19 protein-coding genes are annotated in these 23431 nt (G+C 73.3%); 7 read left to right on the top strand and 12 right to left on the bottom strand.

The genetic code is table 11. The features are described from left to right. Positions 1–88 precede the first annotated feature (88 nt). On the bottom strand, positions 89–829 hold the full coding sequence (locus tag NQU55_RS27395) for a DUF4232 domain-containing protein (protein WP_240976461.1): 741 nt from the start codon (positions 827–829) through the stop codon (positions 89–91). A 207-nt stretch (positions 830–1036) separates the two neighbouring features. Between NQU55_RS27395 and NQU55_RS27390 the strand changes: the two genes are divergently transcribed. Then, positions 1037–2500, top strand: a complete 1464-nt coding sequence (locus NQU55_RS27390; RefSeq protein ID WP_256791352.1) for a helix-turn-helix domain-containing protein — start codon at positions 1037–1039, stop codon at positions 2498–2500. A 34-nt stretch (positions 2501–2534) separates the two neighbouring features. Here the strand turns inward: NQU55_RS27390 and NQU55_RS27385 are convergent, their stop codons facing one another. After that, positions 2535–2726 carry a hypothetical protein gene (locus NQU55_RS27385; RefSeq protein ID WP_168092966.1) on the bottom strand — a complete coding sequence of 64 codons (192 nt, stop codon included), beginning with the start codon at positions 2724–2726 and terminating at the stop codon, positions 2535–2537. 96 nt (positions 2727–2822) lie between these two features. Continuing rightward, complete coding sequence (gene npdG, locus NQU55_RS27380) at positions 2823–3536, bottom strand: NADPH-dependent F420 reductase (RefSeq protein ID WP_168092967.1); 714 nt, start codon at positions 3534–3536, stop codon at positions 2823–2825. A 36-nt stretch (positions 3537–3572) separates the two neighbouring features. Between npdG and NQU55_RS27375 the strand changes: the two genes are divergently transcribed. Then, entirely contained in the window at positions 3573–3794 is a 222-nt protein-coding gene (locus NQU55_RS27375; protein ID WP_168092968.1) for a DUF2277 domain-containing protein, read from the top strand. On the opposite strand, the gene NQU55_RS27370 is transcribed toward NQU55_RS27375, so the two are convergent. The 6 genes from NQU55_RS27370 to NQU55_RS27345 form a co-directional block, all read right to left on the bottom strand. Then, the gene (locus tag NQU55_RS27370) at positions 3791–4495 is read right to left on the bottom strand and encodes a DsbA family oxidoreductase (RefSeq protein ID WP_168092969.1); all 705 of its coding nucleotides are present in this window, start codon (positions 4493–4495) and stop codon (positions 3791–3793) included. The two genes, NQU55_RS27375 and NQU55_RS27370, sit on opposite strands and share 4 nt — an antisense overlap. Positions 4496–4565: 70 nt before the next feature. Then, entirely contained in the window at positions 4566–6167 is a 1602-nt protein-coding gene (locus NQU55_RS27365) for a S1 family peptidase (protein WP_168092970.1), read from the bottom strand. Between the two features lie 81 nt (positions 6168–6248). Next, positions 6249–6722: a hypothetical protein gene (locus NQU55_RS27360; protein ID WP_168092971.1), complete on the bottom strand. Its 474-nt coding sequence runs from the start codon at positions 6720–6722 to the stop codon at positions 6249–6251. A gap of 164 nt (positions 6723–6886) precedes the next feature. Next, positions 6887–8641 carry an NAD+ synthase gene (locus NQU55_RS27355; protein WP_168092972.1) on the bottom strand — a complete coding sequence of 585 codons (1755 nt, stop codon included), beginning with the start codon at positions 8639–8641 and terminating at the stop codon, positions 6887–6889. Between the two features lie 117 nt (positions 8642–8758). Further along, positions 8759–10345: a multicopper oxidase family protein gene (locus tag NQU55_RS27350; protein WP_168092973.1), complete on the bottom strand. Its 1587-nt coding sequence runs from the start codon at positions 10343–10345 to the stop codon at positions 8759–8761. Positions 10346–10405: 60 nt separating this feature from the next. After that, complete coding sequence (locus NQU55_RS27345; RefSeq protein WP_256791350.1) at positions 10406–10912, bottom strand: hypothetical protein; 507 nt, start codon at positions 10910–10912, stop codon at positions 10406–10408. A gap of 103 nt (positions 10913–11015) precedes the next feature. On the opposite strand from NQU55_RS27345, the gene gadC reads away from it, so the two are divergent. From gadC to NQU55_RS27320, 5 genes are all read left to right on the top strand, one after another. Then, entirely contained in the window at positions 11016–12482 is a 1467-nt protein-coding gene (gene gadC, locus NQU55_RS27340; protein WP_168092974.1) for a glutamate/gamma-aminobutyrate antiporter GadC, read from the top strand. Between the two features lie 115 nt (positions 12483–12597). Next, positions 12598–13458 carry an alpha/beta fold hydrolase gene (locus NQU55_RS27335; RefSeq protein WP_168092979.1) on the top strand — a complete coding sequence of 287 codons (861 nt, stop codon included), beginning with the start codon at positions 12598–12600 and terminating at the stop codon, positions 13456–13458. Between the two features lie 217 nt (positions 13459–13675). Beyond that, complete coding sequence (locus tag NQU55_RS27330; RefSeq protein WP_168092975.1) at positions 13676–15061, top strand: cytochrome P450; 1386 nt, start codon at positions 13676–13678, stop codon at positions 15059–15061. A gap of 157 nt (positions 15062–15218) precedes the next feature. Next, positions 15219–16580, top strand: a complete 1362-nt coding sequence (gene glnA2, locus NQU55_RS27325) for a gamma-glutamylpolyamine synthetase GlnA2 (RefSeq protein WP_168092976.1) — start codon at positions 15219–15221, stop codon at positions 16578–16580. A gap of 72 nt (positions 16581–16652) precedes the next feature. Next, positions 16653–19715, top strand: a complete 3063-nt coding sequence (locus tag NQU55_RS27320) for a bifunctional [glutamine synthetase] adenylyltransferase/[glutamine synthetase]-adenylyl-L-tyrosine phosphorylase (protein WP_256791349.1) — start codon at positions 16653–16655, stop codon at positions 19713–19715. A 38-nt stretch (positions 19716–19753) separates the two neighbouring features. Here the strand turns inward: NQU55_RS27320 and NQU55_RS27315 are convergent, their stop codons facing one another. Genes NQU55_RS27315 through NQU55_RS27305 form a run of 3 tightly spaced genes read right to left on the bottom strand, consistent with a single transcriptional unit; the run spans position 19754 to position 23354 of the window. Beyond that, positions 19754–20602: a phosphatase PAP2 family protein gene (locus tag NQU55_RS27315; RefSeq protein WP_168093634.1), complete on the bottom strand. Its 849-nt coding sequence runs from the start codon at positions 20600–20602 to the stop codon at positions 19754–19756. Between the two features lie 36 nt (positions 20603–20638). Further along, positions 20639–21691, bottom strand: coding sequence for a LacI family DNA-binding transcriptional regulator (locus NQU55_RS27310; RefSeq protein ID WP_168093633.1), 1053 nt, complete (start codon positions 21689–21691; stop codon positions 20639–20641). Positions 21692–21716: 25 nt separating this feature from the next. After that, a complete protein-coding gene (locus tag NQU55_RS27305) occupies positions 21717–23354 on the bottom strand; it encodes a glycoside hydrolase family 13 protein (RefSeq protein ID WP_168093632.1) in 1638 nt (545 codons plus the stop codon). Positions 23355–23431 lie beyond the last annotated feature (77 nt).

Genomic DNA, 23431 nt, shown 5'->3' with positions numbered 1-23431 from the left:
GGCGTGCCGAAGAGCGGGCGGCAGACCGAAGGGAAGAGCCCCGGGCCGGGAGGCGGCCTGGGGCTCGGGAGTGCGGGGGAGGGCGGGGTCAGGAGAGCGCGTCCTCCATCGTCGACACCCAGTACGTGACGCGCAGCGAGTCGTCGATGTGCACGCCGCCGGCCGGGAGGGCGGCCCTGGCCATCCTGTCGCTGCCCTCGAAGCCGACTTCGAGGCTGTTCGCCGTGCGGCCCTCGCCGCCGCTGCCGTCGCCCGCGGAGAGGATCACTGCCGCGTAGCCCTTGCCGCCCGGCGGCAGGGAAGTGACCGCCTGGGGCTTGGTGTTCTCCATGATCGGCGGGACGGACTGGGCGCCCTCGAACTTCACGGCGGGGTATCCCTTCAGGTCGCACATCTTGGAGCCCGTGTTGGTGACGGTGAGCAGCATGTGGTTGAGGGGGCGGGGGAGCGGTGCGGCGACGACCTTGGTGTTGGCGGCGGTGCAGGGCACGCGGTTCTCCGGCGCGTACGGGTCGTGCGTCGTCGTGCCGGTCCGCTGCGCGCCGTGCGGCGCGGCGCCGGCCGACCCGCCCTTCGGCGCACCCGGCTTGCTCTGGGCCGCGGCCCCCGCCTGCGGGGACTTCGCGGACTCCGGGGGCAGGGAGGCCGCGCCGGAGGCCGTGCCCGGCCCGGAAGGCTGCGCGGAGGCGGCGCCCTCCTTGCGGACGCCCTCGCCCTCCCCGCTTCCGCTGCACGCCGCCAGCGAGAGCATGGCGAGCGCGGCGGCCGCCAGGCCCGCGGTGGCGAACGGGCGGGGGCGGAGGTGGGTTCGGTGGACGGAGGCGCGCATGGCTGGTCTCTTTCTTCGCGGACGGGCGGCGGGGTGCCGCTCAACCGGATTGCGGGAGCGGCGTGCTTGGATGGCGAAAGCTTGTGCGGTACCTCGTCCCGGACGCCAGGGTTCCCGGCCGATCAGGGACGCGGGAACGCTCGCATAGGCTCTGACCTGGGGGAATGTCGATTCCCTGGAACGGGTACCTGGGATGGGGGAAGTGACGTGGAGGCGGGCGATCTCGCGGAGATGCTGCGGTCGCTGAAGGAGCGGTCGGGCCTGAGCTACGGGGTGCTGGCCAAGCGGCTGCACGTCAGTACGTCGACGCTGCACCGGTATTGCAGCGGGTCCGCCGTGCCGACGGAGTTCGCTCCGGTGGAGCGGCTGGCCCGGCTGTGCAAGGCCACGCCGGAAGAACTGATGGAGGTTCACCGGCGGTGGATCGTCGCGGATGCGACGCGCGGACGTAAGACACAGGCGGCGGCCGCCGTGCCGGAGGCGGCGGCCGCGGCGGCCCCGGAACCGGAGTCGGCCCCGGATTCGGAGGCAGCGGTTCCGGCCGCGGCTGCGGTTGCCGCGGAGCCGATACCCGGGGCCGCCCCGGAGCGGGCTGACGAGCGGCCTCCGGCAGCCGCTCCCGCCGGTTCCGTCTCGTCGGCGTCGGTGGCGCCATCGGTGGCCGCGTCGGGCAAGAGCGTGGTGCCACAGCGGTGGCGCCCGTCCCGGAAGGCCGTCCTCGCCGCGCTGTCGGCCGTCGCCGCGGCCACCGTGCTGGGCTCCACCGCGCTCGCCGTCGGCCTCGGAGGCGACGACGGGCCCGGGGCCGCCGCCGAGCGCCCCGCGGGAGCGGCCTCCCCGGCGGTGGCCGGGGCGCACGGGAAGCCGGGGAGCTCCGGCGGGCCGAGCGCGGGCCCCGGCGGCAGCCCGTCCGCGTCGGCGTCCGGAAACGAGAAGAACGAGAAGAAGGAAGGGGGCGAGGGCGGCGACGGGGAGAAGGAGAGCGGCGCCCCCGCGGCGTCCCCGTCGCAGGGCGGCTCCGCCCCCGCGGCCCCCGGAGGCAAGCCGCACGACGGCACCGCGGAGAAGGGCGTCCCCCTGACCGCCCACGTCCGCCCGTACGCCTTCGAGGACCCCTGCACCCAGCGCTATCTGGTCGACCGGCCCCCGGGCGACGTCACGCCGCCCCCGACGGAGCAGGACGCGCCCGGCTGGGTGTCCACACTGGGCGGCGTCGCGGCCGGCGGGCAGTACATCGAGATCACCCTGCAGGGCGTCGGCAAGGACACCGTCGTCCTCGAAGGGCTGCACGTGCGCGTCCAGGGCACGAAGGCGCCGCTGCCCTGGAACAGCTACATCATGGGCGTCGGCTGCGGCGGCGACGTGTCGACGAAGTCCTTCGGCGTCGACCTCGACGCCGCCCGGCCCGCCGTCACCCCGAAGGACGGCCAGCGCGACTTCCCGTACAAGGTCAGCGAACGCGACCCCGAGGTCTTCTACGTCAAGGCGGCCGCCGCGCAGCACGACGTGAAGTGGTACCTGGAGCTGCAGTGGTCCAGCGGGGACCGGCGCGGCGTGCTCCGGCTCGACGATCAGGGCAGGCCCTTCCGCACCAGCGGAGCCGGGGGCAGGCCCGTCTACCAGCAGCCGCCGGGGTCGTCACAGGGGTGGGTGCCGGCGCCCGACGCCTGACGCCCGGGGGCGGGCGAAGGGCGGGGGGCCGGTCCTACGCGTCCCCGCCCTCGGCGGCGGCCTTGTCGTTCTTCGCCTTGCGCACGTAGTACCAGGCGATGTTGGACGAGACGCCGAGCATCAGGATCCAGACGATGCCGAGCCAGCTGCCCTGCGCGAAGGAGACGGCGGCCGCCGCGACCGAGAGGACGCAGACGGCGAGGGCGTAGAGGGCGAGGCGGGGCATGGGGGACGGCTCCTGTCCGGGGGCGCATACGGTCACGATCCCGGCCATTGTCGCTCAGGCGGCGCGGCGGCGCGGCGTCCCCCCACCCGCCGCCGGTCAGACGTCGGTGACGCGCAGCCCGGCGTGGGCCTTGTAGCGGCGGTTCACCGAGATCAGGTTGGCGACGAGCGACTCCACCTGGTGGGCGTTGCGCAGCCGGCCGGCGAAGACGCCGCGCATGCCGGGGATGCGGCCCGCCAGGGCCTGCACGACGTCGGTGTCGGCGCGCGCCTCGCCGAGGACCATCACGTCGGTGTCGATCGCCTCGATCTCCGGGTCCTGCAGCAGCACCGCGGAGAGGTGGTGGAAGGCGGCGGTGACGCGCGAGTCCGGCAGCAGCGCGGCGGCCTGCTCGGCGGCGCTGCCCTCCTCCGGCTTGAGGGCGTAGGCGCCCTTCTTGTCGAAGCCCAGCGGGTTGACGCAGTCGACGACGATCTTGCCGGCGAGCTCCTCGCGGAGCCCTTCGAGGGTCTTGGCGTGGCCGTCCCACGGCACGGCGACGATCACGATGTCGCTGCGGCGGGCGCACTCGGCGTTGCCGGCGCCCTCGATGCCGAGGCCCAGCTCGCCGGCGGCCGCCTGCGCCCGCTCGGCCGCCCGCGAACCGATGATCACCTGCTGACCGGCCTTGGCCAGCCGGTAGGCGAGGCCGCGGCCCTGGTCACCGGTGCCGCCGAGCACGCCGACCACGAGGCCGGAGACGTCGGGGAGCTCCCAAGGGTCCTTCGCCGGGGCCTTCTTCGCGTCCTGGGCAACATCAGAAGTAGTCATGACAGCGATACTGTCACGCTGCGGCACACTGGACTCATGTGCCGCAGCATCAAGACCCTGCGCCCGCCGATGACGCCCTCCGTCGAGGACGAGGACATCCGCGCCGCCGCCCTGCAGTACGTACGGAAGGTGTCGGGGTTCCACCACCCCGCCGCGCACAACGAGGCCGTGTTCGAGGAAGCGGTGACCGCCGTCGCGGCGGCCACGCGGCGGCTCCTGGACGGCCTGGAGGTGCGCGGCGCCCGGCGCCCGGGCTAGACCGCGCAGGCGCCGTCCGAGCAGGCCTCGCCCGCTCCGGCCTCGGCCTCGGTGGCTCCTGCCTCGGCCCCCGTCGCCTCCGCGACCTGCTGGAGGATCTTCAGGAAGGTGGCCGGGTCCTGCCCGCCCTGGACGGCCCACTGCCCCTCGAACACGAACGTCGGCACCGCGGTGACGCCCCGCTGCCGCGCCTCCTCGATCTCGCCGAGGACCTCGTCGCGCAGGTCGTCGCCGCCGAGGAAGACGGCGACGGGGCCGCGGTCCAGGCCCACGGCGACGGCGGCGTCCGCCAGGTGCTCGCGGTCGCCGATGTCGATCCCCTCGCCGAAGTGGGCCTCCAGCAGCCGCCCCTTGAGCCGGGCCTGGACGTCCGGCCCGTACTCCTCCAGGACGAAGCGCAGGAGCCGGTGGGCGAGGAGGGAGTTGTTCTCCACGACGGTGTCGAAGTCGAAGGCGAGCCCCTCGTCCGCCCCCAGCCGCGTGATGTGGTCGTCCATGGCGACGGACTGCGGCCCGTACTTGGCGGCCAGCACCTCGCGGTGGGGCAGCGGCTCCTCCGGGGCGTGCGGGTCGAGCTGGAAGGGCCGGTAGACGACCTCGACACCGCCGGCACCGGGGAACGCGGCCAGGGCCCGCTCGAAGCGGCTCTTGCCGACGTGGCACCAGGGGCAGGCGATGTCGCTGTAGATCTCGACCTTCACTGCGGACTCACTCCGTTAGCATTGCTTGAATCGTCAAGCAATGCTAACGCGCGAGCGAGGGAGAGCGTCGTCAGCCGACGAGCTGGATCTCCTTGTGGGTGCCGGAGGCGTCCACGTCGGCGTAGTAGCTGAGGTTGCCGTCGGCCCAGCGGATGAGGAGGTCCTCCCCGCCGCCGCCCCCGAAGGAGCCGGCCGTCAGGATCTGGGCGTACTTCCAGGCCGAGCCGTCGGTGCGGAGACTGACGTCGTCCCCCTCGAAGTCGCCGTTCGCCCGGAAACCGGGCAGGAGGTCCGTCATGCCGTTCTTCCAGCGGACGATCAGGTCGTCCGTGTCCTTGCCGGTGAACGGGCCGGAGGCGAGCTGAGCGTCGATCATGGCCTCCGTCGCCCCGGTCATCTGGGTCTCCTTCGAGACGCCGTTGACGCCGGTGTCGGTGTACGTGGACCAGGAACCGTCGGCCCAGAGGACGGCCAGATCGTCTCGCAGGCCGTTGGAGCTGTGGCGGCCGGCCGCGATCGAGCGGGCGTTCTTCCAGCTGTCGCGGTAGACAAGGGTCTTCTCCTCGAAGAGGCCGTACTCGTCGAGGTGGGTGAAGGTCGAGAGCTTGCCGGTGTTCCAGCGGACGGTGAGCCCGTCGCTGCTGGTGCCGCTGGAGGTGGCGTCGGTGACACGGGTGCCGGTGACGGCTTCGGCGTTCTTCCAGTAGCTGCCCTTGGGGGCGACCGAGTACTCCGCCGAGAAGGGGTGGCTGTCGTCTGCCGGGTCGGCGCCCTGGAAGACGCTGGCCGAGCCGTCGGCCCACACGACGAACAGGTCCTTGCGGGGGCCGTTGCCCCTGCGGTAGTCCCTGGTGAAGTTGCCCGAGGCCGTGTGGACGGCGTCCTTCCAGTTGTGCCGGGACAGGACCGTGCGGGCGGTGACGGCGCGGACCCATCCCTTGATGTCGTCGACACGGACCTCGGTGGCCGTGCGGCGCGTCTCGGACTCCTCCGAACCGAAGCACCCGGCCTGGCCGGAGGTGCTGTGGATGCCGACCAGCTCGTAGAAGCCGCCGACGTCCTTGAAGGCCGGCCCGCCCGTGTCACCCGCGCACACGGCGGTGCCGGACGACTTGGGGGAGAGGCTCATGGTGCCGTTCGCGAGCGAGTCAATCTTGAACTCGGCGTCGTGCAGGCGGTCGGGAACCCACTCGTCCTTGGTCCGGCCGTAGCCGGTCACCCGGACGGTCTCTCCCGCCATCAGCCGGTCGGGGCTGAAGCGGACCGGCTTGACGTCCGTGACCGGCCGCGCCAGCCGCGCCATCACCAGGTCGCGGTCCTTGTGCGGGACGAGCTCGACGACGTCCACCACGCTGCCGCCCTTGCCCGTGATGTCCGTGCGGCCGATGGTGGCGGTCGTCTTCAGCCGGGGAGCGCCCTCGGGGACGTAGCGGTCCTTGGCCAGGTCGTCTGTGAAGCAGCTGGCGGCGCTGATCAGCCACTCCTGCTCGACGAGGGCGGCGGAGCAGTAGCGCCGTCCATCGATGTCGAGCTTCGCCGTGAAGGCGTAGGCGCCGTCGGCGGTCTCGTCGCCGGCGATCGCGTGAGCGGGGGCGCTGGTCAGCAGGCTTGCCGCGACGGCGGACGCGAGAAGCCCGGTCATCCACGCGGCGCGCGGACGTATGGCGGTCATGATGGTGTTCCTCCGTGGGGCCCGCCATGCCGCGGGCCCTGGTGAAGAGCGATGGGAAGAGGGGGCGGGCGGAGCCGTGCGTCAGACCTTGAGCCATTCCAGGGCAAGGGGCTTGTCGAAGTGCTTGGTCAGGCCCGAGGGCACTTCGTACAGGCCCGGGAAGTCGTTGACTACCGCCTTGATGTCGTACCGGCCGGCCGAGACCGCGGTAACGCCCTCGATGCGCAGGGTGAGGCGGGCGGTCTTGCCGCTGCCCGTCACCTTGAAGCAGTGCTTGCCCTGGTCGGGGCCGTCCTGCTTGTCCGTGAAGACGACGATGTCGCTGACGGTCTTGCAATCGCCCAGGATGAGGTGCCCGTCGCCGCGCCCGAGCTTGATGCCCCGCTCCTTGTAGATCTTCGCGGCGCCCGGGTAGTCGAGGGTCTCGATCGCGTGGGGCAGGGTGTCGTCGCCGGGCCCGGGCGTACCCGCCGCGACGCCGGGCGCGGCAGCCCCCAGGACGACGGCCGCGGCGCCGACGCCGCCGATCAGAAATGTGCGTGCACGAGAAAACATGTGGAATCCCCCCGGATTCGGAAAAGTCAGATCCGCAACCTACCACTCGGTACGATCTTCGCCGCCCGATTTTCGCCAATGTGGTGAGACGGTAAAGAGCCGGTGGGACCGCAAGCCTGCGGTCCCACCGGCTCTTCCGGGGGCGGTTGTCCGGCCGCTCGCCGTCACCCCGTCTCCCGCCACCGATTCGTAATAGGCAACCGCCGGTCCTTCCCGAACCCCTTCGCCGAGATCTTCGTGCCCGGCGGGTACTGCCGCCGCTTGTACTCCGCCGTGTCCACCATCCGCAGGACACGCGTGACCAGCTCCGCGTCGAAGCCCTCGGCGACGATTTCCGCGTGGCCGCGGTCGCGGTCGACGTAGAGTTCCAGGATGCGGTCGAGGACGTCGTAGTCCGGCAGGGAGTCCGTGTCCACCTGGCCGGGGCGGAGTTCGGCGCTGGGGGGCTTGGTGATGGAGTTCTCCGGGACGGGCGGGGTCTCGCCGCGGGACGCGGCGTCGGCGTTGCGCCATTTCGCCAGGCGGAAGATCCAGGTCTTGTAGACGTCCTTGATCGGCCCGTACGCGCCGACCGAGTCGCCGTAGAGCGTGGAGTAGCCGCACGCCAGCTCGGACTTGTTGCCGGGGGCGAGGACGATGTGGCCCTCCTGGTTGCTGATGGCCATCAGCAGCGTGCCGCGCAGCCGCGACTGCAGGTTCTCCTCGGCGAGGCCGGTCAGGCCCAGCGCGCCCATGTAGGCGTCGAACATCGGCGCGATCGGGACGGTGCGGAAGTTCAGCCCGGTGCGGCGGGCGAGCTCCTCGGCGTCGGAGAGGGAGTGCTCGGAGGAGTAGCGCGACGGCATGGCGACGCCGTACACGTTCTCCGGCCCGACGGCGTCGCAGGCGAGGGCCGCGACGAGCGCGGAGTCGATGCCGCCGGACAGGCCGATCAGGACGCTGCGGAAGCCGTTCTTGGTGACGTACGCGCGCAGGCCGGTGACCAGGGCCTGGTAGACCTCGGCGTCGTCGCCGAGGTGCGGCGCCGCGCCGCCCGGCGTCTCCGGCTCGTAGGGCGGGAGCGGGTCCGCGGAGAGGGTGACGTGGTCGATGCGCAGGCCGTCGCCGGCGGTCCCGGTCGGCGGCCCGGCGGCGGCGGCCGGCAGGTCGAGGTCGAGGAGCATGCAGCCCTCCTCGAACTGGGGGGCGCGCGCGACGACCTCGCCGTGGCGGTCGACGACGATCGTGTCGCCGTCGAAGACCAGCTCGTCCTGGCCCCCGGTCATGGCCAGGTAGGCGGTCGTGCAGCCGGCCTCCTGGGCGCGCTTGCGCACCAGTTCCAGGCGGGTGTCGTCCTTCTCCCGCTCGTACGGGGAGGCGTTGACCGACAGCAGCAGCCCGGCGCCCGCGGCGCGCGCGGCGGGCACCCGGCCGCCCTCCTGCCACAGGTCCTCGCAGATGGCGAGGGCCACGTCCACGCCGTGCACCCGGATCACCGGCATGGTGTCGCCGGGCACGAAGTACCGGAACTCGTCGAAGACGCCGTAGTTCGGCAGGTGGTGCTTGGCGAAGGCCAGGGCGACCGCGCCGCGGTGCAGCACGGCCGCGGCGTTGCGCGGGGCGCCCGCGGGGCGGCCCAGGCGCGGCCGCGCCTCCTCGCTGCGGTCCAGGTACCCGACGACCACCGGCAGTTCGCCGAGGCCCTCGTCGGCGAGGCGTGCGGCGAGCGCGTGCAGCGCGGCGCGCGAGGCCTCCACGAAGGAGCCGCGCAGGGCCAGGTCCTCGACGGGGTAGCCGGTCAGCGCCATCTCGGGGAACGCCACCAGGTGGGCGCCCTGCCCGGCGGAGTGCCGGGTCCAGTGGACGATCGACTCGGCGTTCCCGGCGAGGTCCCCGACGCAGGAGTCGATCTGGTTCAGAGCGAGGCGAAGTTGAGGCACGCCGCCCACCGTACTTGTCCGGCTGACGCGATCTCGGGGCTCCCACGCCGGGGGCCGGGCCGGGCGGGGCGCGGTCCGCCCGCCCGTCCAGGCCCCCGTCCAGGCCCCCGTCCGCGCTTACTTCCGGTAGCCGAGCAGCGTCATCATTCCCGACTCGGAGTGGTAGACGTTGTGGCAGTGGAGCATCCACAGGCCCGGGTTGTCGGCGTCGAAGTCCACGTCCAGCCGCTTGCCGGGCAGCACGATCGCCGTGTCCTTGCGCGGGCCCCCGCCCGGCAGGGCGAAGGTGTGGCCGTGCAGGTGCATGGGGTGCCACATCGTGGTCGCGTTGACGAAGGAGAGCCGCACGCGCTCGCCCGCCGCCACGGGGAGCCGCCGCGAGGGCGCGTACTTCTCCCCGTTGATGGCCCAGTCGTACTTCGCCATCGAACCGGTCAGCCGGAGCGTGACCGTCCGGTCGGGCGCGCGGTCGCGCAGCCGCACGGCCTCGCCGGCCTTGAGCCGGTCGGCGGTGAGGAGCTTCCCGTCCAGCTCACGCGGGCGCGCCGACGCGTCGGGGGCCGCGCCGCCGCCCGTCCGCAGCAGCGCCAGCGCGGCCTCCTTCTTGCCCTCGGCCAGCGCGGTCAGCGGGAAGACGCCGTCCTTCGCCTCGACCAGCACGTCGTAGCGCTCGCCCATGCCCAGCAGCAGCGCGTCCGTCTCCGCGTGCTCGACGGGGAAGCCGTCCGTGTGCGTGACCGTCATCTTGTGGCCGCCGAGGGCCACGCGGAAGGCGGTGTCGCCGCCCGCGTTGACGAAGCGGATGCGGATCCGGTCGCCCGGCGCGGCCGCGAAGGTCTCGGGGTCGGCCGGCGCGCGCCCGTTGACCAGGTAGTACGGGTAGGCGACGTCGCCCGCGTCCCCGCCGAGGAGGGGGCTGGTGGCGCCCATCAGCATGCGGGAGGGGGACTTCTCCGCCTTGGCGGCCGGCATCGACATGTGGTGCATGCCGCCGTGGTCCATGCCGCCGTGGTCCATGCCTCCGCCGCCGTGGTCCATGCCGCCCATGCCCTTCGACAGTTCCGCCAGGACCGCGTCCGGCGTGCTGCCGTCCACCCCGTCGACCCAGTCGTCGAGGACGACGACCCACTCCTTGTCGTACTGCAGCGGCTCCTTGGGGTCCTCCACGATCAGCGGCGCGTACAGCCCGCGGTCCTGCTGGACGCCCGAGTGGGGGTGGAACCAGTACGTGCCGGGGTGCGCGACCGCGAAGCGGTACGTGAACGACGCCCCTGCCCTGACCGGCTGCTGCGTGACGCCCGGCACGCCGTCCATGTCGTTGCGGAGCGCGAGCCCGTGCCAGTGCATGGACGTGGCCTCGGGCAGGTGGTTGGCGAGGGTGAGGGCGAGGGTGTCGCCCGCGGTGACCCGGACCTCCTTGCCGGGCAGCCGGTCGCCGTAGGCCCAGGTGCCGACCGTACGGCCGCCCAGGTCGATCTGCGCCCGGGTGGCGGTGAGCCGGACGTCGCGGACGGGGCCGCTGCCGCGCTTCGCCTCGGCCGCGGCGACCTCCGCGCCGTCCGGCGTGACGAAGGCGGCGGGCTCGGTGGAGGGGGAGGAGGAGCCCGCGCCGTCGGAGCAGGCGGCGAGCAGGCCGCTCCCGGCGGCGGCGAGGCCGGCGCCGAGCACGGCGCGGCGGGAGGGGGTACGGGTGTGCGTACGCATGGGTGGGTGCACCTCTGAGGGATCGGTGAAGAAGGGGTAGGGACGCGTGGAAGCGCGCTCCTACACCCGCAGCACCGACAGCCGCGCGAGGGACTTGTGCCGTGGAGGCGGCGGGATCGGCCACAGGGCCCGCAGCAGCCGCGCCCGGACCGCGGCCACGGCCGCGGCGGGCCGGCGCAGGGCGGCGGTGACCAGCAGCAGGACGAGCGCCAGGAGGGCGGCGCCGAGGACGGCCAGGCAGACGGACATGGGGTCCATGCCGGGGGCGGTCAGCGGGTCGTCCGCGACGGGGGAGGCGCCTGGAGGGGCGGCAGGGGCGGAATGCGTCTGCGGGTGCGCACCGGCCACCGCATGCGCACCGGCCACCACATGCGCGCCGGCCGCCGCGTGCGTACCGGCCGCCGCATGCGTACCGGCCTTGTTGTGGCCCGTGCCCGTGCCCGTACCCGCGTGCCCCGTCGGATGCCCCAGCGTGTGCATCGTGACGATGCCCAGCAGCAGGGCGGAGAGCAGCAGAAGGCGCCCGCACCACGCGGCCGCCGTCCCCTGCTGTCCGTTACGGATCACTCTCGCACCCTACCCCCGCGGGGTATGCCCGTTCCACGCCCCCGGAAATGGGATTATGGGGCGAAAACGATTGACGTACGGCTTGAAGGACGCTCCCCCTCCCATGACCATCACGGAACAGGTGAGGGACGACCGTCCCGTCGCCGCCGTCCCCGCACCGCCGGCGGCCCCGCAGCCGCAGTTCATCTCGTGGGTGACCCTCGCGATGATGACCACCGCCTCCGTCGCCAACCTGCGGCCGTCGCCGTCCATGGCGCTCTACGGGCTCGCCGCCGTCTTCCTCTACCTCCTCCCGGCCGTCGTCTTCCTGCTGCCGACCGCCCTGGTCTCCGCCGAGCTGGCCTCGGGCTGGACCGGCGGCATCTACCGCTGGGTCAGCGAGGGGCTCTCCAAGCCGCTGGGCTTCCTGGCCGTGTGGTGCCAGTTCGCGATGACGATCGCCTACTACCCGAGCCTGCTGGCCTACGTGGCGAGCACCTTCGCGTACGTCGTCGACCCGCGGCTCGCCGACAACGGCGTCTACGTCGCCATCGTGATCGTCGTCGTCTACTGGGCCGGCGTGCTGATCTCCTCCCGCGGCACGAAGGCCGTGGCCGGGCTCTCCAGCATGGGCCTCGTCATCGGCACCCTGATCCCGGGCGTCGTCCTCGTCGTCCTCGGCCTGGTCTTCCTCGGCCAGGGCAACGCCTCCGCCGCGCCCATGGACAGCGGTCACCTCCTGCCGCCGTGGACCGGCCTGGCCAGCCTCGTGCTGATCGTCGGCAACTTCCTGTCGTACGCGGGCATGGAGATGAACGGCGTCCATGTCTCCTCGCTGCGCGAGCCCGGCCGGCAGTTCCCGCGCTCGGTGTTCGCGGCCACCGGCCTGGTCCTGCTGATCTTCATCCTGCCCGCCCTGGCCATCAGCTGGGTGATGCCGGGCGAGGACCTCAGCCTCACCGCCGGAGTGATGCAGGCCTTCCAGGGCTTCTTCGACCACTTCCACGTGGGCTGGCTGACCAAGGTCGTCGGCGTGCTGCTCGTCGCGGCGGCGCTCGGCGGCATGCTCGCGTGGCTGGCCGGGCCGTCCAAGGGGCTGCTGATGGTCGCCCGGCAGGAGGGCTACCTGCCGCCCGTGCTGCAGAAGCTCAACAAGAACGGCGTCCAGCGCAACATCATGGTCGCCCAGGGCGGGCTGACCACCGTCATCGCGCTCCTCTACGCGTTCGTCCCGGACGTCTCCAGCGCGTACTGGATCTTCTCCGTGATCACCACGCAGATCTACCTCGTCGTCTACCTGCTGATGTTCGCCGCCGCCGTGCGCCTGCGGGCCACCCAGCCGGACCGGCCGCGCGGCTTCCGCGTGCCCGCCCTGCACCTCGTCGCCGGCGTCGGCTTCGCGGCCTCGCTCGCCGCCATGTGCATCGGCTTCGTGCCGCCCGAGCAGTTCGGCGGCGGCCCGCTGTGGCGCTACCTGCTCACCGTCGGCGGAGGGCTGCTCGTCCTCGGGTTCCTCGCGCCGCTGGCGTTCCTGAAGTTCCGCAAACCCCACTGGGTGGCACCGGAGCACCGGGAGAGCCTCGTCCGTTAGCTTGTCGGAGAGCGACGAGGGGGAGCCCATGAACAGCGCGAACGGCGGCAGCGGCGTGAACGGCACGGTGCGGCCGCGGACGCCCGGGCGCGAGGCGGCCCGGCCGCCGGGGCGCATGCTGAGGGTCGGCGGTGTGCCGCTGCACGTGGTGCGCGAGGGGTCGGGTCCGGTGTGCGTGCTCAGCGCCGGGCTCGGCATGGGCTGGTTCGACTGGGAGCCCGTCGTGCCGCTCCTCACCCCGCACCGCACCGTCGTCCGCTTCGACCGGCCCGGCCTCGGCTTCAGCGCCCCGCCCCTGGAGCCGCCCACCGCCGCGGGCGAGGCCGACCGGATAGCCGGCGTCCTCGACGCGCTGGGCCTGCGCGAGCCCGCGACGGTCGTCGGCCACTCCCTGGCCGGCTTCCACGCCGAGGCGTTCGCCCGGCTGCACCCGCAGCGCACGGCCGGCATCGTGCTGGTCGACGGCAGCGTCGAGGAGGACGCCCGCCCCGCCCCCGCCCGCGAGCTGCGCACCACCGCCGCGCACGCCCGGGGCGTGGTCGTCGCCGCCGCGGGGCTGCCGCGGGCGCTCGGCCCGTCCCTGCGCCGGCTCACCGTCCGCGTCTCCTCCGTCAACCGCCAGGACCCCGCCCCGGCCGACCTGGTGCGGCGCACGTACGGCACCGGGCGGGTGGTGCGCGCCCTGCTGATGGAGAACGCCCGCTACCGCGACGTGGCCGCCGAGCTGGACGCCCTGCGCGAGAGCCGGCCCATGCCGCCGGTGCCCGTGAGCGTCCTCGCGGCCTCCCCGGGCACCGGCTCCTGGCTGGAACGCCGCTGGCTGGAGCGGCAGCGGGCGCTCGCCGAGCGCCTCGACGGCCGCTTCGAGGCGGTGGCCCCCGCGGGCCACCTGCTGATGTACGACCGCCCGCAGTCGGTGGCGACGGCGATCCTGGCGACCCCGCCGACCCGCTTCCGGCAGCCGGACCGCTCCTGACCGCCGCGGCGGACGGGCGCCTGCGGGGGCGTTCCCGTCCGCCGCGAGGGGCCCCACGCGGCGGCCGAGCGTACGGAACCGGCCCCTCCATCCCGTGGCCACCCGCCCCGCCCCCGGCGTTCAGGAGCCGTCGAACCGGAGAAAGCCGGGGTTTTGAGCCCCGTCGCGGCGGAAAACCTCGTGGCGCGTTCGGTGCACCGCCGATTGAGGGACCGCCATGCCCGCCACGTACGTGTCCGGAACCGCCCCCGGGGCCCTGCCGCTCGTCGGCCATGCCTGGCCGCTGATGCGCAGGCCCCTCGACTTCCTCCGTTCCCTGCCCGCGCACGGCGACCTGGTGGAGATCCGCCTGGGCTCCGTCCCGGCCTACGTCCCCTGCCATCCCGACCTCCTGCGGCAGGTGCTCTTCGACGACCGGACCTTCGACAAGGGCGGGGCGTTCTTCACCCGGTTCCGGGACGTCGTCGGCAACGGCCTGGGCAGCTGCGAGCACCGGGACCACCGCCGCCAGCGGCGGCTGGTCCAGCCGTCGTTCCACCGCACCCGCCTGGAGGGCTACGCGGAGGTGATGGCCGACGAGGCCGCCCGGCTGTCCGCGTCCTGGTCCGGCGGCCGGGTCGTCGACGTCTTCCCCGCCATGTTCGGGCTCGCCCTGCGCACCGTCACCCGCACCCTCTTCTCGGCCCACCTGGCCGAGGAGGAGGTGGCCCGCCTCCAGGACTCCTTCCGCGTCGCGCTCGGCGGACTCTTCCGGCGGATGTTCGTGCCCGGGCCGGTCCAGCGCCTGCCCCTGCCCGCGAACCGCCGCTACGCCCGCGCCCTCGCCGACCTGCACGGCACGGTGGACCGCCTCGTCACCGCGTACCGGCGCGGCGGACAGGACCACGGCGACCTGCTGTCCACCCTGATCGCCGCCCGCGAGGAGGACGGCCGCGGAGGACTGACCGACGCCGAGATCCACGATCAGGTGACGACGATGGTCTTCGGCGGCTCGGAGACCGTGGCCGCGGCCCTGACCTGGTCGCTCTACGCCCTGGTCCGGCACCCGGAGGCCGCCCGGGAGCTGCGCGCCGAACTCGACGCCGTCCTCGGCGACCGCGCCGTGACGCCCGCCGACCTTCCCCGTCTGCCCCGCACCGGCCAGGTCGTCACCGAATCGCTGCGCCTCTACCCGCCCGCCTGGCTGTTCACCCGCGTCACCACGGCCCCGGTGGAGCTGGCCGGCCGGCGGCTGCCGCCCGGGACCACGGTCGTCGTCAGCCCGCCGGTCGTCCACCACAGCCCCGCCGTGCACCTGTGCCCGGCGGAGTTCCGCCCCGCCCGCTGGCCCGCGGACCAGCCCGGGCGGCCGCCCCGCGACGGCTTCGCGATCTTCGGCGTCGGCGCCCGCAAGTGCGTCGGTGACGTCTACGCCATGACCGAGGCGACGCTCGTCCTGGCCACCCTGTGCCACCGCTGGCGGATGGAGTGCGCGCCCGGCACGGACCCCCGCCCGCGGCCCCTGGCCACGGTGCAGTACCCCCGGCGGCTGCTGATGCGGCTCTCGGAGCGCGGGCCGGATACGGCCCGGCCGGCGGCCCGGCCGTGCGGCACCCGCGGGTGAGCAGGCAGTATGGGGGTGGGGGCATCCCGGGCACCCGGACTCCGCGTCCGGACTCACGCATGCAACGCGCCCGACATCATGTGGTGGGATGCTCTATGCCCCCCGACGTGCCCCGCGGCTTGGGAAGGGGCGGCCTGACCAGCGAGGATGGGTAGCTATGGATAAGCAGCAGGAGTTCGTGCTCCGCACTCTGGAAGAGCGCGACATCCGCTTCGTGCGGCTGTGGTTCACCGACGTGCTGGGCTATCTGAAGTCCGTGGCCGTCGCCCCCGCCGAACTGGAGCAGGCCTTCGACGAGGGCATCGGCTTCGACGGCTCCGCGATCGAGGGCTTCGCCCGCGTCTACGAGTCCGACATGATCGCCAAGCCGGATCCGGGCACCTTCCAGATCCTGCCCTGGCGCGCCGAGGCCCCCGGCACCGCCCGGATGTTCTGCGACATCCTCATGCCCGACGGCTCGCCCTCCTACGCGGACCCGCGCTACGTCCTCAAGCGCATCCTCGCCAAGACCTCCGACCTCGGCTTCACCTTCTACACCCACCCCGAGATCGAGTTCTTCCTGCTCAAGGACAAGCCGGTGGACGGCACCCGCCCGGTGCCCGCCGACTCCTCCGGCTACTTCGACCACACCCCGCAGAACGTGGGCATGGACTTCCGCCGCCAGGCGATCACCATGCTCGAATCGATGGGCATCTCGGTCGAGTTCAGCCACCACGAGGGCGCCCCCGGCCAGCAGGAGATCGACCTGCGCTACGCCGACGCGCTCTCCACCGCCGACAACATCATGACCTTCCGGCTCGTGATGAAGCAGGTCGCGCTGGAGCAGGGCGTGCAGGCCACGTTCATGCCCAAGCCGTTCTCCGAGTACCCCGGCTCGGGCATGCACACCCACCTCTCCCTCTTCGAGGGCGACCGCAACGCCTTCTACGAGTCCGGCGCCGAGTACCAGCTCTCCAAGGTCGGCCGGTCCTTCATCGCCGGCCTGCTCCGGCACGCCGCGGAGACCTCCGCCGTCACCAACCAGTGGGTCAACTCCTACAAGCGCATCTGGGGCGGCTCGAAGCGCACCGCGGGCGCCGGCGGCGAGGCCCCCTCGTACATCTGCTGGGGCCACAACAACCGCTCCGCGCTCATCCGCGTCCCCATGTACAAGCCCGGCAAGACCGGGTCGACGCGCGTGGAGGTCCGCTCCATCGACTCCGGCGCCAACCCCTACCTGACCTACGCGGTCCTGCTGGCCGCGGGCCTCAAGGGCATCGAGGAGGGCTACGAGCTCCCGGCCGGCGCCGACGACGACGTGTGGGCGCTGTCCGACTCCGAGCGCCGCGCCATGGGCATCGAGCCCCTGCCGCAGAACCTCGGCGAGGCCATCGAGCTGATGGAGCGCAGCGAACTGGTGGCCGAGACCCTCGGCGAGCACGTCTTCGACTTCTTCCTGCGCAACAAGAAGCAGGAGTGGGAGGAGTACCGCTCGGAGGTCACGGCGTTCGAGCTGCGCAAGATGCTGCCGGTGCTGTAAGCGGCATCCGGGGCCGCGGGGCCGTCGGGCCCCGCGGCTATCATGGCCGCAGCGCGCGAGCGAGAGGTGCCGATGACACTGCCTGAAGGGCGTCGCAGCAGCTCGTACACCCGGCTGCTGAAGTACGGCTTCACCGACCCGGCGGCCGCCGAGCGGCGGCTGGAGGCTCCGGCGCTCGTGGCGAGACGCACCGACCCCGTCCTGCTCGACGCCCTCGGCGCCACCGCCGATCCCGACCTCGCGCTGCACGGCCTCGTCCGGCTCGCGGAGGCGCTCGACGCCCGGGAGGACGGCGACCGGCAGGCCCTGATGGACACGCTCGTCACCGCCAAGCCGCTGCGCGACCGGCTGCTCGGGGTCCTCGGCGCCTCCGAGGCGCTCGGTGACCACCTCGCCCGCCACCCCGGTGACTGGCACGCGCTCGTCACCTACGAGGCGGCCGATCTCAACCCCGGCGTACCGGAGTTCGAAAAGGCGCTGGCCGGCGGCGCGCGCGGCGGCCGGGAGGCCGGGCTGGACGCCGCGGACGCCCTGCGCGCCGCCTACCGCCGCTGCCTGCTGACCATCGCCGCGCGGGACGTGTGCGGCACCACCGACGTGGCGCAGACCGCCGCCGAGCTCGCGGACCTGGCCACCGTCACCCTGCGCGCCGCCCTGGGCATCGCCGCCGAGGAGCAGCCCGGGGACGCCGCGGCCTGCCGGCTCGCGGTCATCGGCATGGGCAAGTGCGGCGGCGGCGAGCTCAATTACGTCTCGGACGTGGACGTCGTCTTCGTGGCGGAGGCGAAGGAGGGGACGGCCGAGGGCCCCGCCCTGCAGGCCGCCACACGCCTGGCCTCCCGGATGATGCGCGTCTGCTCCGACGTCACGCCCGAGGGCACCATCTGGCCCGTGGACGCCAACCTGCGGCCCGAGGGCCGCAACGGCCCCCTCGTGCGCACCCTCTCCAGCCACCTCGCCTACTACCAACGCTGGGCCAAGACCTGGGAGTTCCAGGCCCTCCTCAAGGCCCGCCCGGTCGCCGGCGACCTCGCCCTGGGGCAGGCCTACGCGGACGCCGTCGCCCCCCTGGTGTGGCAGGCCGCCGAGCGCGAGAACTTCGTGCCCGACGTGCAGCAGATGCGCCGCCGCGTCATCGCCTCCATCCCCGCCGGCCAGGTCGACCGCGAGCTCAAGCTCGGCCCGGGCGGCCTGCGCGACGTCGAGTTCGCCGTACAGCTGCTGCAGCTCGTCCACGGCCGCGGCGACGCCACGCTGCGCGCCTCCGGCACCCTCGACGCCCTGACCGCCCTGGCCGCCGGCGGCTACGTGGGCCGCTCCGACGCCGCCGCGTTCGACGCCGCCTACCGCTTCCTGCGCACGATGGAGCACCACATCCAGCTCCACCGCCTGCGCCGCACGCACCTGATGCCGGAGGCCGAGGCCGACCAGCGCCGCCTCGGGCGCTCCCTCGCCCGCGTCCTGCAGTGGCCGCCGGGCACGGAGCCGGTCGACGCTCTGGGCCGCGAGTGGAAGCGGCACGCGCGCGAGGTGCGCCGGCTGCACGAGAAGCTCTTCTACCGGCCGCTGCTGGACGCCGTCGCCCAGCTGGAGCCCGGCGAGATCCGGCTCAGCGCCAAGGAGGCGGGCAACCGCCTGCAGGCCCTCGGCTACGGCGACCCCGCCGCCGCCCTGCGCCACCTGGAGGCGCTCGCCTCGGGCGTGTCCCGCAAGGCCGCCATCCAGCGCACCCTGCTGCCCGTCCTGCTCGGCTGGTTCGCCGACTCCGCCGACCCCGACGCGGGCCTGCTCAACTTCCACAAGGTCTCCGACGCCCTCGGCCGCACCCCCTGGTATCTGCGGCTGCTGCGCGACGAGGGCGCCGCGGCCGAGAACCTCGCCCGTGTGCTCTCCGCCGGCCGCCTCGCCCCCGACCTGCTGCTGCGCGCCCCCGAGGCCGTGGCCCTGCTCGGCGACCCCGAGGGCCTGCGCCCGCGCGGCCGGGAGGCCCTCGAACAGGAGACGCTGGCCGCCGTCAACCGCTCCGAGGACGCCGAGGCGGCGATCGTCGCCGTCCGCGGGGTCCGCCGCCGCGAGCTGTTCCGCACCGCCGCCGCGGACATCATCGGGGCCTACGGGCGCAACGGCTCCCAGGGCGCGGGCACGCCCAACGGCGAGCGCGACCCCCACGTCCGCGTCGACACCGTCGGCGACGCCGTCTCCGACCTCAACGCCGCCGCCGTCGCGGGCGCCCTGCGCGCCGCGGTGCGCGCCGAGTGGGGCGACACCCTGCCCACGCGCTTCGCCGTCATCGGCATGGGCCGCTTCGGCGGCCACGAGCAGGGCTACGGCTCGGACGCCGACGTGCTCTTCGTGCACGAGCCCCGCGAGGGCGTCTCCGACGAGGAGGCGGCCAAGGCGGCCTTCGCCGTCGCGGGGGAGATGCGCCGCCTCCTCCAACTTCCCACGACCGATCCGCCCCTGCACATCGACGCGGACCTGCGCCCCGAGGGCAAGTCGGGCCCCATCGTGCGCAGCCTCGCCTCGTACGCCGCCTACTACCGGCGCTGGTCGCTGGTGTGGGAGAGCCAGGCGCTGCTGCGCGCCAAGCCGGTCGCGGGCGACGCCGAGCTGGGACAGCGGTTCATCGACCTGATCGACCCGCTGCGCTATCCCGCCGAGGGCCTCGGCGAGGACGCCGTGCGCGAGATCCGGCGGCTCAAGGCCCGCATGGAGCGCGAGCGCCTGCCGCGCGGCGCGGACCCCACGACCCACACCAAGCTCGGGCGCGGCGGCCTGTCGGACGTGGAGTGGACCGTCCAGCTGCTGCAGCTGCGGCACGCCTGGGCCGAGCCCGGGCTGCGCACGACCCGCACCCGCAAGGCGCTCGCCGCGGCCCGCGCCGCCGAGCTGCTGAGCACGGAGGCGGCTGCCATCCTGGATGATGCGTGGGTTCTCGCGACGAGCGTGCGCAACGCGGTCATGCTCGTGCGCGGCCGGTCCGGGGACACCTTCCCCACGGAGCCGCGGGAGCTGGCGGCCGTGGGCCGCTATCTCGGCTACGAGCCCGGCCACGTGGGCGACATGCTCGACGAGTACCGGCGGACGACGCGGCGCGCCCGCGCCGTGGTGGACGAGCTGTTCTACGGGGCGTGAGCCGCGGCCCGGAGCCGCGGCCGCCGGGCCCCGGGAAGCTACGCCACGCGCCGTTCCAGCCGGCCCGGTGTCGCCCCGAACCACGCGAAGGAGACGGCGAAGCCGAAGGAGAGGCAGAGCAGGCCGCCCACGGCGTCGAGCCAGAAGTGGTTGGCCGTGGCCACGATGACCACCAGCGTGGCGACCGGATACAGCAGGCCGAGCACCTTCGCCCACACCGGGCGCGCCACCATCGCGATGATGACACCGCACCAGGTGGACCAGCCGATGTGCATCGACGGCATCGCCGCGTACTGGTTGGACATGTCGGCCAGGTTGCCGGAGGCCATGGAGCCCCAGGTGTGGTGCACCACGACGGTGTCGACGAAGTGCTCGCCCAGCATCAGCCGGGGCGGGGCCAGGGGGAAGAGGTAATAGCCGAGCAACGCCACGGCCGTGGTGGCGAAGAGGGCCAGCCTGGCGGCGGAATAACGGCCGGGATGCCATCGGTAGAGCCACACCAGCACACCGATCGTCAGCACGAAGTGCAAGGTGGCGTAGTAGTAGTTCATGCCCACGATCAGCCACGTCACCGAGTTCACCGCGTGGTTGATCGAATGCTCCACGGCGATCTGCAGCGTGTGCTCGGCCCGCCATATCCAGTCCGCGTTGCGGAGGGCGGCCGTCCGCTGCTCGGGAACGGCGTTGCGCACCAGGGAGTACGTCCAGTAACTCACCGCGATCAGCAGCACCTCGAACCACAGACGCGGCCTGCGCGGAGCACGAAGCCTCCGCAGGCCGGTCCGCTGCTGAGTGGCACGATCCGCCGACGGCCTGTCCGCGCGCTCCTCGGTGGGTGGCGGGGCGGCCGTCCGGCCCTCCAGTGTCCTTGCCGTCGCTTCACCCATAGGGAAACAGTCTGCCAGAAACCGGCCTGCGGCAGATCATCCCCAAGTCTGGTCTTCGCCCGCTTTCGGCCGGGTTTCCGGGACCGATGCGGTTGAACCCCGAACCACCAGTTCGGGGAGGAAGACGAACTCGCTGTGCGGCGCCGGAGTGCCCCCGATCTCCTCCAGCAGCGCGCGCACCGCGGCCTGCCCCATCGACTGCACCGGCTGCCGGATCGTCGTCAGCGGCGGGTCCGTGAAGGCGATGAGCGGCGAGTCGTCGAAGCCCACGACCGAGACGTCGCGCGGGACCTCCAGACCGTGCTGACGGGCCGCCCGGATCACGCCCAGCGCCATCATGTCGCTCGCGCACACCACGGCCGTGCAGCCGCGCTCGATGAGCGCCGCTGCCGCCGCCTGACCGCCCTCCAGCGTGAACAGCGAGTGCTGCACCAGCTGCTGGGCCTCGGCCTCCGCCAGGCCCAGCTCCTCGCGCATGCTGCGCAGGAACCCCTCGATCTTGCGCTGCACCGGCACGTACCGGCGCGGGCCCAGCGCCAGGCCGATCCGCCGGTGCCCCAGTGCGGCCAGATGGGTGACGGCCAGCCGCACCGCGGCCCGGTCGTCCGGCGAGACGAACGGCGCCCGCACCTTTGACGAGAAGCCGTTGATCAGCACGAACGGCACGCCCTGGGCCCGCAGCCGCTCGTAGCGCTGCATGTCCGCCGAGGTGTCGGCGTGCAGCCCGGAGACGAAGATGATGCCGGAGACCCCGCGGTCGACGAGCATCTCCGTGAGCTCGTCCTCCGTGGAGCCGCCGGGCGTCTGCGTGGCCAGCACCGGGGTGTAGCCCTGGCGCGTCAGGGCCTGGCCGATCACCTGGGCGAAGGCCGGGAATATGGGGTTGTCCAGCTCGGGCGTGATCAGCCCGACCAGGCCCGCGCTGCGCTGCCGCAGCCGCACGGGGCGCTCGTAGCCCAGGACGTCGAGCGCGGCCAGCACGGACTCGCGGGTGGAGGCGGCGACCCCCGGCTTCCCGTTGAGTACCCGGCTGACGGTTGCTTCGCTGACACCCGCTTGGGCCGCGATATCGGCCAGCCGTGCGGTCACAGGACTGGACCTTACCGGTCGCATTTCAGACTGCCCACCAAACACATGAATCAGAGGGGATACGGACCGTACCACCGGTGAATTCCAAGGCGGCCGTGGCCAGCACCGGGCGCCCCGGGACCGGCATCCCGACCTCCTCGTCGCCCGTGTTCAGCGTGCACACCAGGCCCGGCCGGGCGAAGGCCAGCACGCCCTCGGGCGCCTCCAGCCACGTCATCTCCCCGTCGCCCAGCCCCGGCAGCTCGTGCCGCAGGGCCAGCGCCGAGCGGTAGAGCTCCAGCGTCGAGCGCGGGTCGCCGGACTGCGCCGCCACCGACAGCTCCGCCCACTGCTCCGGCTGCGGCAGCCAGCTGCCGCCCGGCCCGAAGCCGTACGGCGCGGCCTCGCCCGACCACGGGATCGGCACCCGGCAGCCGTCGCGCGTGCCGTCCTGCCCGTCGCCGCGGAAGAACGCCGGGTCCTGGCGCACCTCGTCCGGCAGGTCCACGACCTCCGGCAGGCCCAGCTCCTCGCCCTGGTAGACGTACGCCGAGCCCGGCAGGGCCAGCATCAGCAGCGCCGCCGCCCGCGCCCGCGCGAGCCCCCGCTCCCCGCCGCCGTAGCGCGTGGTGTGCCGCACCACGTCGTGGTTGGAGAGCACCCAGGTCGTGGGCGCGCCCACCGAGCGGGTCGCCGCCAGCGAGTCGTCGATCACCGTGCGCATCGCGCCGGCGCCCCAGTCGCAGGTCAGGAACTGGAAGTTGAACGCCTGGTGCAGCTCGTCCGGGCGCACGTACAGCGCGAGCCGCTCCGAGGTCGGCGCCCACGCCTCCGCCACGCCGATCCGCTCGCCCGGGTAGGAGTCCAGCAGCCGCCGCCAGGCGCGGTGGATCTCGTGCACCCCGTCCTGGTCGAAGAAGGGCAGCACCTGGGCTCCGATGAGCTTGGCCTGCTCGCTCAGCCCGATGTCCGGCAGCCCCGGCGCCTTGACCATGCCGTGCGCGACGTCGATTCGGAAGCCGTCCACGCCCAGGTCCAGCCAGAACCGCAGCACGGACTCGAACTCCTCGCGGACCTCCCGGTCGTCCCAGTTCAGGTCGGGCTGCTCCGGCGCGAACAGGTGCAGGTACCACTCGCCGGGCGTGCCGTCCGGGCGCGCCGTGCGCGTCCACGCCGGGCCGCCGAAGACCGACTCCCAGTCGTTCGGCGGCAGTTCCCCGGACGCGCCGCGGCCCGGCCGGAAGTGGTAGCGCTCCCGCGCCGGACCACCGTCTCTGTCGGCGAGGGCCGCCCGGAACCAGGCGTGCTGGTCGGAGGTGTGGTTGGGCACGATGTCGACGATCACCCGCAGGCCCAGCCGGTGCGCCTCCCGCACCAGGTCGTCCGCGTCGGACAGGTCGCCGAACAGCGGGTCCACGGCCCGGTAGTCCGCGACGTCGTAGCCGCCGTCCGCCTGCGGCGAGGCGTAGAACGGCGTGAGCCACACCGCGTCCACACCCAGCTCGGCCAGGTACGGCAGGCGGTCGCGGATCCCTCGCAGGTCGCCGATGCCGTCGCCGTCGCTGTCGGCGAACGAGCGCACGTACACCTGGTAGATGACGGCGCTGCGCCACCATCCCTCGGATACGGCCTCGGACGGGGCGGCGGCGGCCGGGCGGACGGAGGGCGCGAGGTCCTGGGTCATGTACGTCCTATCGATTCGGTTGCGGTGGCGGAAGCGGGGAAACGCGTGGGTCCCCACGGGTCAACGACGGCGGGCGG

Origin of the sequence: Streptomyces telluris (assembly GCF_024519335.1) — a bacterium.
Taxonomy (GTDB): domain Bacteria; phylum Actinomycetota; class Actinomycetes; order Streptomycetales; family Streptomycetaceae; genus Streptomyces; species Streptomyces telluris.
Note: the sequence above shows the minus strand (reverse complement) of the source record. Positions and strands in the feature narration are given on the sequence as shown.